This window comes from Gemmatimonadota bacterium (genome assembly GCA_026706845.1).
Classification (GTDB): domain Bacteria; phylum Latescibacterota; class UBA2968; order UBA2968; family UBA2968; genus VXRD01.
In genome coordinates this window covers 1-15193 of record JAPOXY010000227.1, presented here as the reverse complement: position 1 = coordinate 15193, position 15193 = coordinate 1, and the positions used below count along the sequence as shown (strand labels likewise).

Annotated in this window: 14 protein-coding genes and 1 tRNA gene; 10 read left to right on the top strand and 5 right to left on the bottom strand. The window is 51.5% G+C overall.

Annotated elements, in window-relative coordinates; genetic code table 11:
• Window positions 1-130 precede the first annotated feature (130 nt).
• The 4 genes from OXG87_20500 to OXG87_20485 all read left to right on the top strand — a co-directional run bounded on the left by OXG87_20500 (window position 131) and on the right by OXG87_20485 (window position 3763).
• Window positions 131-370 carry a hypothetical protein gene (locus OXG87_20500; protein ID MCY3871936.1) on the top strand — a complete coding sequence of 80 codons (240 nt, stop codon included), beginning with the start codon at window positions 131-133 and terminating at the stop codon, window positions 368-370.
• A gap of 9 nt (window positions 371-379) precedes the next feature.
• Window positions 380-3274, top strand: coding sequence for a response regulator (locus tag OXG87_20495; protein ID MCY3871935.1), 2895 nt, complete (start codon window positions 380-382; stop codon window positions 3272-3274).
• Between the two features lie 13 nt (window positions 3275-3287).
• Window positions 3288-3632 (top strand): STAS domain-containing protein, encoded by a 345-nt coding sequence (locus tag OXG87_20490; GenBank protein ID MCY3871934.1) that lies wholly within the window; start codon window positions 3288-3290, stop codon window positions 3630-3632.
• A 54-nt stretch (window positions 3633-3686) separates the two neighbouring features.
• Window positions 3687-3763: transfer RNA gene (locus OXG87_20485), tRNA-Pro, on the top strand.
• A 40-nt stretch (window positions 3764-3803) separates the two neighbouring features.
• Here the strand turns inward: OXG87_20485 and OXG87_20480 are convergent.
• The 5 genes from OXG87_20480 to OXG87_20460 form a co-directional block, all read right to left on the bottom strand.
• A complete protein-coding gene (locus tag OXG87_20480; protein MCY3871933.1) occupies window positions 3804-5627 on the bottom strand; it encodes an ATP-binding protein in 1824 nt (607 codons plus the stop codon).
• Window position 5628: 1 nt separating this feature from the next.
• Window positions 5629-6327, bottom strand: coding sequence for a response regulator transcription factor (locus tag OXG87_20475; protein ID MCY3871932.1), 699 nt, complete (start codon window positions 6325-6327; stop codon window positions 5629-5631).
• Window positions 6328-6383: 56 nt separating this feature from the next.
• Entirely contained in the window at window positions 6384-8606 is a 2223-nt protein-coding gene (locus OXG87_20470) for a CehA/McbA family metallohydrolase (GenBank protein MCY3871931.1), read from the bottom strand.
• Between the two features lie 15 nt (window positions 8607-8621).
• Window positions 8622-10520, bottom strand: a complete 1899-nt coding sequence (locus OXG87_20465) for an RNB domain-containing ribonuclease (protein ID MCY3871930.1) — start codon at window positions 10518-10520, stop codon at window positions 8622-8624.
• 125 nt (window positions 10521-10645) lie between these two features.
• On the bottom strand, window positions 10646-11083 hold the full coding sequence (locus OXG87_20460; GenBank protein ID MCY3871929.1) for a peroxiredoxin: 438 nt from the start codon (window positions 11081-11083) through the stop codon (window positions 10646-10648).
• Window positions 11084-11247: 164 nt separating this feature from the next.
• Here OXG87_20460 and OXG87_20455 point away from each other — a divergent pair, with 164 nt between their 5' ends.
• The 6 genes from OXG87_20455 to OXG87_20430 all read left to right on the top strand — a co-directional run.
• Entirely contained in the window at window positions 11248-11961 is a 714-nt protein-coding gene (locus OXG87_20455) for a metallophosphoesterase (GenBank protein MCY3871928.1), read from the top strand.
• A gap of 11 nt (window positions 11962-11972) precedes the next feature.
• Window positions 11973-12548: a hypothetical protein gene (locus OXG87_20450; GenBank protein MCY3871927.1), complete on the top strand. Its 576-nt coding sequence runs from the start codon at window positions 11973-11975 to the stop codon at window positions 12546-12548.
• Window positions 12549-12593: 45 nt separating this feature from the next.
• Window positions 12594-13169: a DUF6036 family nucleotidyltransferase gene (locus OXG87_20445; GenBank protein MCY3871926.1), complete on the top strand. Its 576-nt coding sequence runs from the start codon at window positions 12594-12596 to the stop codon at window positions 13167-13169.
• The gene (locus OXG87_20440; GenBank protein ID MCY3871925.1) at window positions 13166-13396 is read left to right on the top strand and encodes a hypothetical protein; all 231 of its coding nucleotides are present in this window, start codon (window positions 13166-13168) and stop codon (window positions 13394-13396) included. The genes OXG87_20445 and OXG87_20440 overlap by 4 nt, the downstream gene beginning before the upstream one ends.
• 9 nt (window positions 13397-13405) lie before the next feature.
• Window positions 13406-14674, top strand: a complete 1269-nt coding sequence (locus tag OXG87_20435; GenBank protein MCY3871924.1) for a hypothetical protein — start codon at window positions 13406-13408, stop codon at window positions 14672-14674.
• Window positions 14675-15193 (top strand): ankyrin repeat domain-containing protein (locus tag OXG87_20430; GenBank protein ID MCY3871923.1); only part of this gene is annotated, 519 nt, incomplete at its 3' end.

Here is a 15193-nt window from a genome sequence, read left to right as displayed (position 1 = left end):
TTGAGGTTGTAGGTAGCTCGAACTAATAGGGAGAAGTAGATTTTTGATTGACTTCTGTTTTTGTGTGTATAATCTTAATGGCAAAATGGTTTCCCACAATCGCTATTCCGAATAGTATCAGGAGGTGTTTATGGATCTTAAGGATTTGGACCGTATCCACAAGGAACAGGCTGAAAGACAAAAGTTCAAAAGCATTCTTCACCGTTTTGAAGAAGGGAATAATTTGAGGAATGGGTTTATTGTTATTGCCATTGTTATTGCTCTGGTTATTGTGATTTACGGTGCTAAAGAAATGAATTTTCTCTTTGAATCTATTCCGGGCGGTGACCCGGTAGAACAGGTAACGCCCCGGGGAACAGAGGTTGAATGAAATTTTACCATGGGTAAACGCGATACACATACGATTGATTCTACTGGTGGCTTTCAACAGATTCGAGATGCGTTAGACGCATTGCAGCGGAGTGAAGAGCGTCTTACACACGCGCTCAATGCCGGTGGGATTGGTCTGTTTGATTGGGATATACAGAACGATAGCGCTGTGTGTACAGACCGGTATTTCGAACTTTTTGGTTTTCCCCCACGAGATACGATGGTCTCTGAGGCCGAGTGGTTGGCGTGTGTTTATCCAGATGATCGCGAACGCGCACAGAAGGAGGTCAGGCAAGCCCTTGAGGGACGCGCTCCTTATGACACTGAATATAGAGTTGTGCATGCCAATGGCGAGGTGAGATGGGTCAGCAGCAAAGCCAGGGTATTTTTTGATGCGGGTGAGGAAGTGCCAGTTCGCATGATCGGTGCGGTGGCCGATATTACCGGACAAAAGCGGGCAGAAGGTGCGCTCGGCGAGCAAATGGCTTTTCAGAACGCGCTTATACAGGTCAGTCACGCCGTGCAGCAGATGACGCGGCCAGAGCATCTCGAGGTGGTTGTTCGCGTGTGTAGAGAACAGTTGCTGGCTCTCGATGTATCTGTTGTCGCCATTGCCGTGCATCGGTTGCTCGATCCCAAGACGCGTACTTTTGAAACGCACGAGGTGATGCCTTCGGGGGAGATCAATCGCATGGTGCGCCAGGTGCCGAATGTTTACCGGATGTGGCAACAGCAGAGGACAATTTACCGCGAGAATCTCGTAGAAGATATGGGGGGGTTGTCACAGGTGGGTTTCAAGGCCATAGCTGCGCGATACGGGGTTGAGGTGCGGTGTATTCTCGATATTCCCCATGTGCGGGGCACAATGGCTTTGATGAGTGATGAGGTTTCTGCTTTTTCAGAGGCCGAGGTTTTGTTTTTGGAAAGTATTGCAGAACAGGTCTCGATGGGTATTACCCGTTTAGATGACCTCGAGCGCCTTGAGGCGCAGAACAAAGAGCTTGAAAATGCCCGTATAGCGGCCGAAGCAGCAAATCAGGCCAAGAGCCAATTTTTGGCCAATATGAGCCACGAGATTCGCACGCCGATGAACGGCATTATGGGGATGATCGAATTACTCGGCAATACCGAGTTGACTGAGCGACAAAAGGAATACGCCGATCTCGCTTATAATTCGGCAGATACGTTGCTCGTATTGCTCAACGATATTCTCGACCTGTCCAAGGTGGAGGCAGGCAAGCTCGAATTGGAAAGCATTCCGTTCGCGCTGAGAGATACGCTTGGCGATACGTTGCAAACACTGGCTGTTCGGGCGAGCGAGAAGGGGCTTGAGTTGACCTATCGGATTGCGCCAGAGGTCCCCGACGACCTGATAGGCGATCCCATTCGCCTGAGACAGGTCGTCGTCAATCTGGCGGGCAATGCCATCAAGTTTACGGATTGGGGGGGTGTGGATATTGATGTTGACCTGATAGAGGTGCGCGAAGAGGATGCAAAACTGCGATTTGAAGTGCGCGATACAGGTATCGGTATTCCAGTACAGGTACAACAGCAGATATTTAGCGCGTTTGATCAGGCCGACAGTTCAACGACGCGGCAATACGGCGGCACGGGGCTTGGCTTGACGATTTCTGCCCAATTGGTCGAACTGATGGGTGGAAAACTCGATGTGAAAAGCGAGCCAGACAAGGGCAGTGTTTTCTTTTTTGAAGCCAGTTTTTCGCGTCGCACCAGCGGTGTGTCATACCGAGATATTTTGCCCGATACTTTGCACGGCATGCCGGTACTGGTCGTTGATGATAACAATACCAATCGGGTGATTTTTGAAGAGATGTTATCCTGCCATGGCTTGAAACCCGCTCTGGCCGAGAATGGTCAGATAGCATTGGAAGAGTTGTTGCGCGCACAACAGGCGGGTAGCCCATATCCACTGGTTCTGCTCGACGCGGAAATGCCCGTTATGAACGGTTACGCGCTCGCAAGGCAGATTGCCGCTGACGCAACGCTGAAATACACGCGCGTGGTGGTGTTGACTTCTGCTGGTCGTCCGGATATGGCTTCTACCAGCGAAATGCTGGCCGGGCACCTGTCCAAACCCATCAAGCAATCCGATCTTTTTAATTTGATCGCTGACATATTTGAAGAATCTGCGCCAGATGCTTTGGGGACAGATGATGTTATAACTGAGAAGACGCAGAGATCTCTGCGCATTTTATTGGCCGAAGACGGTCTGGTCAACCAGCGCGTCGCCATTGATATGTTGCACCAGCGCGGTCACACAGTCGTTGTGGCAAATAATGGTGTGGAGACTCTGGAAGCACTTGACAAAGACGATTCCTTTGATCTGGTGTTAATGGATGTACAAATGCCCGAAATGGATGGTCTTGAAGCCACCAGAGAAATCCGCAAGCGAGAAAAGGAATCGGGGGGGCATATTCGAATTGTTGCGATGACGGCCGATGTGATGAAGGGCGATCGCGAGCTTTGCATCGCAGCCGGCATGGATGGGTTTGTCGCCAAACCGCTTCGATCTCGCCTTCTTTACGATGCGGTGGAAGCGACGGGTCCCGCCGGGCAACAGACGCTTGATTGGGAGGCTTCATTGCAACAGGTTGGCGGGGATGAGGCGCTTCTCGTGCGGCTATCCGAGATGTTTTTAGAAACGAGGGGCGATTTGATAGGCCTTCTTGACGACACAGAAACACTTCGTCAGGGGGCGCGTGAATTAAAAGAAAATGCCGAATTGTTTTACGCGGATGACGCGAGGGAGGTTGCCGCGAAGATTGAAGAATTGGCAAAGGATGAAAATTGGTCAGGTGCTGAGCGCCTTGTGGCAGATTTGAGAGTGCATGTGGAATCTCTTGCAGCCGCGCTCGAGGTGCAGGGAGATTTGGTTCACAAATAGGAAGGAAAACAGGATGGCTTTTGAAGAAACAATGCAGGGGAATATTCGCATTATAAAGCTCGACGGTCAGGTGACAGACCGCGAGATGTCGGCGTTGGCCGATTATGTAACTGAATTTCTCGAAGAAAATAATGGAATGAAAGTGGTTTTAGATTTGGGACAGGTGCGGTGGTTAAACAGCATGGCTTTTGGGGTTTTGACCGCGCTTTTGCAGCGTTTGCGCAAGGCCAACGGCGATTTGAAACTCGCCAATGCCCACGATCATGTGATCAGCGTTTTTGTGCAGACGCAGTTGATTAAAATTTTCGATCTGCACAATTCCGTAGATGAGGCTGTTGCGGCATTTCAGGCGGCGTAAATCTTTTTCTTGCCTGAGAATGAAATTGTGGTATTTTTTTAGACAAATAGCAAACGGGGCGTGGCTCAGCCCGGTAGAGCGCCTGCTTCGGGAGCAGGAGGCCGGAGGTTCAAATCCTCTCGCCCCGACCAATAGATTTAAGGGGTCGTGTTATTTAACGCGGCCCCTTTTTTATTCCCCTGGCAATGTCAATCCAAATGTCGATCCCTTGCCCTGTTCGCTTTCGACATAGACCCGCTCGCCGTGTGCATCCATGATGTGCCGAACAATTGACAAGCCCAGGCCCGTTCCGCCCATTGCCCGCGACCGCCCTTTATCGACCCGATAAAATCGCTCAAAAATGCGATCCATATCTGAAAGCGGTACCCCAATACCCGTGTCCTTTACTTCAAGTGCAATGCGACGCTTGCGGATCTGCGTCACATTTTCACCATGTCTATTGCGACGGTCTTCATCTACATTTTCCACATGCTTGAAATCCCGCGTCTGAATCCAGATTTTACCCCCTTCGGGTGTGTATTTTACGGCGTTGTCGAGCAAATTGAGCAATGCCTGTTCGATGAGCTTGCGATCGCACTGCACCTGCACATTTTCTTTTGTGTTTATCTCGATGGCAAGGTTTTTTTCTTTTGACAGTGGGCGTATCTGTCCAACGACGGCATTGACCATCTCCTGCACGGGATATACGCCGGTCTCAAGAGGCAGAGCACCCGATTCGATACGCGATAGATCCAGAATATCTTCTACCAGATTGTGCAGGCGATCCGCATGGGTGTTAATCATTTGCACGAATCGCTGTGAGGCTTCTCTGTTGTCTAAGGCGCCGTCTGCCAGCGTGGCTGCACATCCCTTAATGGTTGTAAGCGGGGTGCGCAATTCATGGGAAACATTGGCGACAAAATCTTTGCGAATGCGTTCCAGGCGGCGCAGTTCAGTGATGTCGTAAAAAATAGTTACTGAACCCGCGATATGATCGTCTTGCAAAATAGGTGCAATTTGTACATCGAAATGACGTTCTCGGCCATCTGAGCGGGTGAGATCTAAAAACATCACTTGTCCGGTTGATAGAGTTTGCTCAATCGCATCTTGCACATCCCGATGGCGCACAAGCTCAATGGGCATGCGCCCTTCAATGGCGTCGGATACACCAAATAGCTTCTCAAATGTCTGATTGCCCATCAGGATGCGACCATTCTGGTCCGTGACCAGAATGGCTTCTGTAATGCTCGGCAAGACGGCTTCTAAACGCGATTTTTCAAGTGTGATTTGCCCGATGTGCGCCTGGACCTGCCGGCGCATGTCGTCTAATGCCGTGCCCAAATCGCGCAATTCTCGTGTGGATCTAACGCGGAGTGTGGGATGTTTTAATCTCCCCGAAGCAATGTTTTGGACGAACCAGATGGCGTCTAAAATTGGGCGCGAGATATATCGCGAGGTGGCATAAGCCAATAACAGGGCGAGGCATAATCCCAGTATCGATGTCGTCCATATTGCCCGTGCAATCAGTTGTTCTATATGCCCCATATCGCGTAGGGGCAAGGCCAATCTCAGGACAAAATTTCCGTCGCCAATTTCCGGTACTGTAGTTGCGACATATAATATTTCGATATCCCGTGTGTTGCTATAACGCAAGCTGCTTCCCCGCCCCTGTTGAAGTGCCGCGCTTATTTCTGGATGATCGGCGTGATTTTCCATAGCACTCAGATCAGATGGGTCGGTTTCCGAATCGGCTAATACGCGCCCTTGACCGTCGATCAGCGTTGCACGCACGCCCAAACGCAAGCCTACCTCGCTGACGAGTGGGACGAGTTCCGCATCGGTATTTGCCACGTCGCTGAGGTGTGCGCGGGCAAAACGCACTTCGCGCAAAAGTCTCTGTTCGAGGTGATAAACCCAAAAGTCGCGTATGACGTGATCCAGATACAGATGTGCAGATGCCAGTACCAGTACCAGTACAGAGAGACAGGCGAGCATCCATTTCCAGTGCAAACGCATTCTATACTCTCTCTCGGCGGAATCGATAACCCACGCCCCGCACGGTTTCGATCCATTCGCTCGCTTCGCCGAGTTTCTCGCGCAACCGCCTGATGTGCGTATCAACCGTGCGCCCATAACCACTGTATTCATAACCCCATACTGTATCGAGTAAGTCGTCGCGCGTTTGCACGCGTCCACGGCGTTCGATCAGGGTTATGAGTAGCTTAAATTCTGTGCCCGTCAATTCCAATGGGTCACCGTTTAACAGAGCCTGATGTGCGGCTTTATCGATAGATATTGGTCCCGTATGTAACCAGGCATCAGTTATTGATTGTCCACTGTCCTGACTGCGCCGCAGAATCGCCTGTGCCCTCAAGACGAGTTCGCGCGGGGAAAAGGGTTTGACAACGTAGTCATCGGCTCCCAATTCCAATCCCACAATGCGATCTACTTCCTCTTTGCGCGCGGTCAACATTAAGATGGGTATGTGACGGGTTCGAGCATCTTGTTTTAATTGTCTGCACATGTCCAGTCCGTCGATGCCCGGTAGCATCAGGTCCAGTATGATCAAATCTGGCAGAATCTCCTGAACGCTCTGGAGGGCACGCTCGGCATCTTCTGCTGTTTCAACATCTAATCCAGCCTGATCGAGGTTGTAGCGCACCATTTCCAAAATATCGGGTTCGTCTTCAACCACCAGAATTTTATTCATTTTAATCTCCTGGTATGAAAATGTACATATTTCTACAGTATAAATATAATAAGGTGGTCAAGTTATTGTGACTGTTTGAGAACAAAAACCATGTCAATGGCTTGTAATTGTTCGGTCAGCGTATCCAGGGCGTTCAGTTCAGACAGGTTGAGAGGTGTTTGCAATAGGCGCTGAATATCTCGATGGTCAAAGATGCGTTGCGGTGGCGCTTCGTAGCCTTTTGCTTCTACGTGGATCTGGCTGGTCGCAGGTACCCAAATTTGAAATGTTCCGCGTCGGGCTACTGTCTGCAGGACTGTTCTGCCAATGGGATCAATTGCTCGAACAATGGCCTGGGGTACGGGAGAATTGTCGCTCATTTCTATTTTCCCCTGTACTATAGCCTGAACAGGTTGGGGAGGCGCGAAATTTTTTGTTTCGAAGTAGATCGGATTCGTCAATGCCACGCGCGATGTGTCTGCACCATAGCACCGGGCGAGGTACCAGCAGTTGACAGTATCTTCGAGTGTTATTGAGGTCCGATATTTTCGCGGCTGTTTTTTCAAATCCCAACTCTGGATTATTTGTGCATTGCGGATTAGTTCAATGCGCGTCAAATACGCATCGGATTTTGCGGCTGCCCAGGCGTGAATTGTTGCCCGTCTTTTGTGGCCTGCTGGCAATTGGTCGCCGGGTCCGGCTGCAAAGATGGATAGTGAGATTAGAGGCCCGTTGGTTATCATATTTTGTCCGCTGGCGATTGCGCGCATCAGTTTATCAGCGGTCAGGTTGCCGGGCACATGTGTGTATGTGCGAAAATGTTCGTCGAAAAAAGCTGTGCCGGCAATGCGATACCCCCGATTGAGCAGTGCAAACCAGATTGCTCGCGCGTCGGGTTGTGCGATATCGAGTGCGTCAAAAGCAGGGCCAGTGAGTATATCGAATAACGATGTGCCCAGAATATCTGTATAGCCGGTAATACCGCGGTCTAAACGCGCCTGGGCATGTACTTCAAATCCGGCTTGCTCGGGAGTAAATAGGCTCGTGGTGCCCAACACCCATTGTTCTCCCCCGCGGGTTTCGACATATTTGCCGGGTAGTGTCAGTATTGCGTCTCCATTCACCTGCCCTGGTAGAGCTGCCCAGTCCAGTCCGCGTGCCCGCGCATCATTGCTGTTGAGAAGATCACCTGCCACCCATCCTCGTGCATGGAGATCTCCCCATGGTTTGAAGGACAGTTCTACCATGTGTTCACGACCAGGTGCGAGGTGCAAGACCTGTGGTTCTGGCGACAGGTGCGCGAAACCGCGCATTGCGGATACGGTGATTGTTTGAGGTGGTACATCAATTGCAAATGCACTGTCGGCAACAAAACCGCGTTCTGCAAATCCCGTTTGTAAAATAGTACCCAGAGAATCGGCGACGATTACTCTGCCCAGCAGGGGTTGCCCGGTTTCGGCATTGAAGAGACGCCCGCGCAATCGGGTCGCTTTTTTGTCGCCAATGTATGCCCTGGCGCTGAGGTGGGCCAACCGCGCCCTCACATAGACGCCGCCCACGTTTTCATCGGCGTCGCGCAATGTTGCTGTCGCTGTGCCATTTCTCATTTGTGCCCAGGGGGTTATTTGCCCGCGACTCGCTTCGAAGATGACCACGGCTCCATCATGAGAAACCACACTGTCCTGTTGAGTGACCTGGTGAGGTAGTGCGACAACGCCGTCGCGTATTGTTACGCGTACTCTTGAGACGCGCGCGCCCTGTGTGGGAAAATCCGTTGCTTTTAATTCAAGACCAGGGGGCATGCGCGATGCAATTTTGTGCAGACGCACATCGTCAAAAGCCGCTTCTTTTCCGTCTATAAGACAAATTATACGCCCAAATATGGCTTTTGTGGGCACCACAAATGTCTCTGCCCATTGCGTCCACGACGCGCTTGTTACTTCTGTTGTTATTCTGCTTTCGCCCACCGGCGTCTGATCTTCTGCCAACCATCGGATGCGTGCAGAAGCTCTTGCGCTGTCGGTACGCGCCCATCCGGTTAAGACATAAACACCCCCTGGCTGAATACCGACGGGATCGCTGATCAGTGCGGTGGGTTCGCCCCGCGGGCCACCTATCATAAGGACTGAGATTTTGCCGCTGTGGGCGCGTTCGCGTTCGACCATGACCCGCGTGGAATCGGGTACGGGTACCCAATTTATAGGCATTTGAGATGCTGTGATTTGTTCAAACCCCCCGTTGGGCACTTCTGCCCAAAGGTGTGCGGTAAGAGAGAAAAAGAAAAACAGGTACCATACACGGATCATACTCTTGTATCCTTTTTATTCCATGACGAATTGTATATCATCCGCCCAGGGATCTGCCCGCGTCAGGCGCACACTTATGCGTTCACCCACGCGGATTTGTCCCGATAGGCGCATGTCAACTTGCAGGGCATAGTCCAGGACTTCGACTCGGGCGCGGTGATCCCATGTATTTAGCACGAGTGCGTCAAATACCTGTCCTCTGTATTGCGAGAGATGGTGGAATATCCAGTAGCGCTCTCTCCGCTGTTCCAGGCGATTGATCAGGCGGAGGCGTTCTTCGAGGTAGGGATATAGGGTCGTCAGGTCATCTATAGAATAGGGTAAGGCTTTATTGTCGATGATGGCGACGAGTTGTCGTTGTGATACCAGGTCTATGAATCGCCTCAGGGGAGATGTGGTCTGGCAATAGGGTTCTACGCCCAGGCCACCGTGCAGGCCGGGCTGTAGTGAGATTGCAGCTGCGCGCATGCGCGTGAGTGTCTGATAGCGGTGTACTTGCTCGCTATCCGTGGGTTCTAAATCGGAGAGGTCGGGTGCGTCCTGTACGCGAAAGATCGCAGGCGCATTTTGTTCAACACACAATTTGGCGGCTTCGACATTGGCTTTGACCATTAGTTCGCTGACCAGCAAATCAGCTCTGGAGTCGCGTTTTTTTATTCCGATGTTTACGGTTCCGTCAGCCGAGATATTCACGCGGCGGTCAACCTGATCAACCGCTATAGCACCAGCTTCTACGCGCTTTATCAAGAGCGATTCTGCCGCGTCAAATAGGGCTGATAATATCGCGTGCCTGGGGTGCGTCGCATCGTCGAGTATTGCGTCTGCTTCATCATAACTCAGTTTTTCGCAACATCGGATGACGGAAAGTGTCCAGGTCGGGGTTTCCATTGCGCCATCTGATCCCACATCCCACAAGAGGCTGACGGCCAACCGGTTTTCATGCGGGATAAGACTGCCCAGATTTTCCGATAGAACGGGCGGCAACATGGGGTATTTTGCCTCTGGGAAGTAGAGGCTTGCGCCGCGGTTTCTGGCTTCTTCATCGAGGGCTGAATGCGCGGGGATTAACGAGGAGACGTCGGTAATATGCACGCCGATTTGATAGCTGCCGTCTTCCCGAAATTGGACTGATATCGCATCGTCCATATCTGTTGTCGATGCGTCGTCAATGGTCACGGCATCCAGGTACGTCAGATCTTGGCGATTTGCAAATGCATCGCTTTTACACATTGCCTGGATCGCGTCCGCTTCTTTGATTAATATGTCGGGAAAATTCAGAGGTACATCTTCGCGCATCAGTTCGACAGAGGCATGCCGATCCCATACGCCTTCGGCGACTAAGCGATCAAAAGCTTTCCGCGCAGAGATGGTCTCGCCGGCCAGGCGTTCCAAAGCGTGTGCATATTTGCTCTGTTCGCCGTGTAGTGCGACGTCTTTTATCCGTTCGATCCATTCGTCTTTGCCGGTGCCCTGAAACTGAAGCCATTTCAAGAATGCCTCTCGTTCCGCTTCTCGTTCTTTGTCGCGAGCGACTATTTCCAATCTGTGGCTGACTTCTGTCCGATCTACCGCGCGAAATCCCCGTCCTTCGGCATCGAAATGGACACTTGTTTCCAGTGCGACTAAGAATGCCGACATTTGTTCCGATGTCGGCGTGTGATTGTAATGCAATTCGGCCAGTTCATTCAGGTCCCAGATTTCATCTTCTTCTACGACGAGTTCCCACAGGTCGCCAAGGTCAATGTCGGCGCTTGTGGTTTCTGCCCGGTTGAGCCACGCTGTGCCGGCTGTTTTGTCCTTTCCGATGTGTCCGGTCGTCTGAAGTATATTTTCTATGGGTACATTGTGCGATGTACGCGCCGATACCGCAAATCTGGCTCTGGTATGCGAGATGTTGACACATAGGCCCGCCATTAGCCGGTTTCTGTAGCGGAACAAAGTTATTTCGTTTTCTTTGGGTAAGGCGTTCATAGACTATCTGTGTGCATCAAGTAAAACGGCAGACGATACAATCCGTCTGCCGCTGTGTCAATGCATCCCTATATTGTGGGCAATAATGCTTCGGGATGTTTTCGCGCATCCACATTGGTATGGATTTGTGCGATTGTCCCGTCGGGTGCAATGAGGTATGTCATGCGTTTGGCAGCGCGGTCCGATGCCGATTGACAAGCCCCGTAAGAGAGACAGATTTCGCGTTCTGTGTCGCACAATAAGGGATATTCAAATTCCTGTGTTTTTGCAAATTTGGCATTGGCTTCTACACTGTCTGTGCTCACGCCCAGAATTTGCACATTTCTATCTGCATAGTCACGGATTCGCTCCTGGAATCCCACACCTTCAGCCGTTCAGCCACCCGTGCTTGCTCTGGGATAAAACCAGAGTACGACGGTTTTTCCGCGATAATCACTGAGTTTTACTTCACTGCCTGTGTGGTCTTTGACCAGAAAATCAGGCGCGATATCGCCAACATCGAGCATTATGACCTCCTGAAAAAGTTTGGGGTTTTGGAAACGGTGGGAATATAGGCAAACGGGATGTGTAAATCCAGTGGGAAAGTGAGAAGTAAAAGCCGAAACAAGCCTTTACCGCATTCCCGGTTCTGTGTATCTTGGGATTGATAACTGATGACTGAGGATTATACATGAAAATTGCACATATTTCCGATTTCCATCTTCGCCACTATCTCGAGGGCGATGATGTCAGGTGCGGGCCTGATCTCATAACCGAAGCCGCACGTCATATTGCCGCGCATGCTCCCGATCTGGTCGCTGTGACGGGTGATCTGGTCGATTATCCGCTCGATGCATTAGACGATCCCGATACGGTTGCGCTGGGAGAGAAAGATCTTTTTCTCGTGCGCGAATGTTTTGACAGTCTTTCCTGTCCCGTTGCGTATGTGTATGGCAATCACGATCATCCCGCGTCTTTTCGCCGCGTTTTTTCCGATCAGCTCTCTGATTTTGATGTGGAGGGTTTTCGCGTGGTCACTTTTTTTGATGAGGAGGGGGATCACTATGTGCCGCGGCGCGTTGGAGAGGATCGCGCGCGGTTTCAATCTGTGTTGTCAGATGGCGATCCGCGGCCGCAGATTCACTTGCAACACTATTTGATTTTTCCCGAGCATAACGGAGGGTATCCATATAATTATGGCGATGCGACGGAGTTGAAAGGTGCACTGCTCGCGGATTCGCGCCGCAAGCTCGTGCTTAGCGGGCATTATCACAAGGGGGAGGATCTTATGTCGGAAGGTCACGTTTTTTTTGCGACGGCGCGCGCTTTTTGCGATCCTCCCCATCCCTTTCGCGTGTACGAGATTGCTGATGCGGATATTACACAGGCTGAGTACACCCTGTGAGTGGAGGTTGTATGGCTTTCAAGGCGCGATATGTTTTTATACTTCTTGCTGCGATCGTTTTGGGGATCTGCGTTTTTGCAATTTTCCTGGATTACCGAGATGATTTTCACCGCGCTCTCAATGTGCCCCCAACTTCGCATTATGCCGATGATGTACCCAATTTGGTTACGGCGTATTACACGCGGTCAGATGTATCAGATATAGAGTGGACCCTTTCCGAAGCGCTTGCGCCCGATCAGACGATTCGCCGTCTGGTTTTTGCACTTTTGCTCGCGTACACACCACAGGAGGAGCGCATTGCCGCATTTTTGCATTACGCGGCTTTTGGTCCTGTGCAAGGTCTTGAGCGGGCTGCCCAATATCATTTTGATATTCACCATTCAAAGCTCACGGCTGGCGAGGTTTTGCTGCTGTGCGATCTGGCGCAGGGTGCGGATGTTCCGATGAATGATCCCATTGCCGCGTTGGAGCGACGGGATGCGCTTTTGTCCGATTTGTACGCGCGCGGTTTTTTGTCCCACGATGTTTATCGCAGTGAGCGCGACCGCGCGCTGTCCCTTTCTGTCAATCCCATACCGGTGAAGTGATGGCTCACGGTGAGGATGTGGTAAAAAACAAAGGGTTTATTGCGTATGTCAAAAACAAAATGGTGTGCAAAACTCGATTATGCGAAAACAATTGCCGATCCATTGCGCCGTCGGCTCTATGTTTGCGCGCTTGTGGCCGCAGCATTGCCGCAAGCGAAAGAGTTGCCTTATGTCATCGTTGGTGGCAATGCCCTGGAGTTCTATACACTTGGTGCTTATGCCACTGTGGATGTCGATCTCGTGAGTGCAAGGCGAACCGAGATTGGCAATTTGTTGGAAAGCTGGGGGTTTGACCAGACAGGCAGGCATTGGCATCACGTAGAGTTGGATATTGCGATTGAGATTCCCGATGATGTCCTCGCGGGATCTGAAGATAAGGTGACACAGGTCGAGATTGAGGATTTGACTGTCTATATCATCGGTGTGGAAGATCTCATCATTGATCGGCTGGGTGCTTATGTCCATTGGGATTCAACCGATGATGGAAATTGGGCGCAGGAACTCCTGGCTCTATACCAACAAGATATTGATTGGATATATCTCAAAACCCGTGCGCAAACAGAAGGCGTGATAGAGGCATTGATTGCGTTTAAAAATCAGGTAGAGGAGGACAGAGATTGAAAATTGTAAATTTTGATGAACACGTTCGAGAGATACGACCGCGTGCGAGACGCTATCAACTCGAGCAACGCACGCAGCGACGCCAGCGTCTGCCCCGTCGTCGTCCTCGAGACGCGGATGCACGTCGGGAGCTGATTCAGTTGGCGTTGAAACGCCGGGCGCAGTGGTTGGAAGACGGTAGATTAGAAAAGATCGGCCCCAGACACTATCGCTTGCATCTCGATTAGAGGCGGATGATGAATAGCGATACGCAGTCCTGGATGTGTAATTTTCTGGCGGGTCGCATTGGTTCCGCAGATCCGCTTGCGAGGGGTACGGAGATTGTGCATATCGAGGCGCATAAGGGGCGGCTTTATGCCGGGAATGGCTATTGGATGGATAATCCTTATACCGCGATTCCCTGGGCGCAGGTTCTGGCAATTGATTCACCGTCTGATAAGTGGCGTATAGACTACAGTCTGGGGGCGTCGCATCTGCGGGTTACTGCGCTGAAGTCGGTGGTATTTGAAACTGATGACTTGGGAAATCCTCTGTCCGAGAGAGTAAATCTTTTGCTGGCTGGTTCTGACCGGCGCAGGGGCGTTCTCGGGATGGGCGAGTCGAATATTTTTACGCGAGACGATGACAGTGGTTCGTGGGTGAGGACTACGCTTCAGTCCGGTAGGGGATACCGGTGCATGGTGCGCGCGTTTTTTGTTCATCGCGATCGCGTGACAGGGGTGGATCGCATTTTTGTTTCTGCGGGGCAGTTGGGGATTTATTCGGGGGTGTATGATCCGGCTCAGTTGGGGAAGATTCGATGGGATGAGGCATCCGAGTTTGGGCCGATTGTAGCGCGTCCTATGTCTTTCGCAGAGGCAAATGGCGTTTTGTACGCGTCGATTGGGACGTCGGTTTATCGCCGCGTGGATGGGCAAGTACCTGTTTGGGAGGAGGTTTACACGGATGATACGCCGTATAGTTTTGAACAGGCTGGTATCCGCGGTTTGACGGCGATTCCCTCTCCGGGAGGGGATGGTGCGTCTCTTTTGTTTTCTCATACAGATCGCATTATTCGCCTGGATCCGGAGGCGGATTATGCAGCGACTGTTGAGTTGAGGATCGATGCGTTGCTCAATAAGGCGTGGCGGCGTTCTATTAGAGGCCGAAGTATTATTGCCGCGTATAGCGATATGGTGCCTGTTACCGATTCTGCGACGGGACAGACCGTTCATTTGATGGGTGTTCAGTCAAAGGTGAATGGGGGACAAACTTTTGGGGAGTGGTATCCGGGCGCGGCTTATTTGATCCGATATCCCGATTTGAGCTATCAGGTTAAGGAGGTGAATGGGCGATGGAAACCAGGCGATCCGTTTCTGGTGGCGATACGCACGATTGCATTGTCGCCTTTTTCAGAGGATGCGGGTCAATTTCTCTATTTTGGCGGTTTTGACGCAAATTTCCTTGATGCGCACGATACTGCGTGGATTTACCGCGCGCATGTGGATACGGTTTTGGAGTTTTAGATGTCGTTGCTTACGGGCAAGGTCAGCGATTTTTTGAAGATTGGTGTTGCGGCTGCTGGGCGCGGGGATTTGGAGACTGTGCGGACGGTGCTGGCGGAGCGGCCAGACTGGTTGTTGCGCGTTGGGTCGCACGGGCGGACGATGCTTTGGGAAGCGGCGTACCGGGGTCGGCTGGCGATGGTCGAATGGTTGCTCGACCGGGGTGCGGATGTGCATGCGTGGGGTTGTCATTTTACGCCGTTGCTGGTGGATATTTCGCCTTATTGTGCGGCGCGGTTTAAGAATCACGATGCGGTTGCCGATGTGTTGTGGGCGCGGGGTGCTACTGCTGATATCTATACGTTTGCGTATCTGGGGGATGGGGATGCGGTGGCCGAGTGCCTGCACCGCGATCCGGGTCTCGCCACTGCGGAGCGGGCGCAGCACGATACGAATGTCCACGCTACGGTGTTGCACTATGCGGTTGGTGCTGGTTATCTGGATATTGTTTGTTTGTTGCTCGAGCGTGGTGCAGATCCG

What these genes read in the sequence shown, in the direction of transcription:
- OXG87_20455 (MCY3871928.1), top strand. Translation starts at nt 11,248, where the DNA reads ATGAAAATTGCACATATTTCCGATTTCCATCTTCGCCACTATCTCGAG.
- OXG87_20445 (MCY3871926.1), top strand. Translation starts at nt 12,594, where the DNA reads ATGTCAAAAACAAAATGGTGTGCAAAACTCGATTATGCGAAAACAATT.
- OXG87_20435 (MCY3871924.1), top strand. Translation starts at nt 13,406, where the DNA reads ATGAATAGCGATACGCAGTCCTGGATGTGTAATTTTCTGGCGGGTCGC.
- OXG87_20465 (MCY3871930.1), bottom strand. Translation starts at nt 10,520, where the DNA reads ATGGCGGGCCTATGTGTCAACATCTCGCATACCAGAGCCAGATTTGCG.
- OXG87_20470 (MCY3871931.1), bottom strand. Translation starts at nt 8,606, where the DNA reads ATGATCCGTGTATGGTACCTGTTTTTCTTTTTCTCTCTTACCGCACAC.
- OXG87_20450 (MCY3871927.1), top strand. Translation starts at nt 11,973, where the DNA reads ATGGCTTTCAAGGCGCGATATGTTTTTATACTTCTTGCTGCGATCGTT.
- OXG87_20495 (MCY3871935.1), top strand. Translation starts at nt 380, where the DNA reads ATGGGTAAACGCGATACACATACGATTGATTCTACTGGTGGCTTTCAA.
- OXG87_20490 (MCY3871934.1), top strand. Translation starts at nt 3,288, where the DNA reads ATGGCTTTTGAAGAAACAATGCAGGGGAATATTCGCATTATAAAGCTC.
- OXG87_20480 (MCY3871933.1), bottom strand. Translation starts at nt 5,627, where the DNA reads ATGCGTTTGCACTGGAAATGGATGCTCGCCTGTCTCTCTGTACTGGTA.
- OXG87_20500 (MCY3871936.1), top strand. Translation starts at nt 131, where the DNA reads ATGGATCTTAAGGATTTGGACCGTATCCACAAGGAACAGGCTGAAAGA.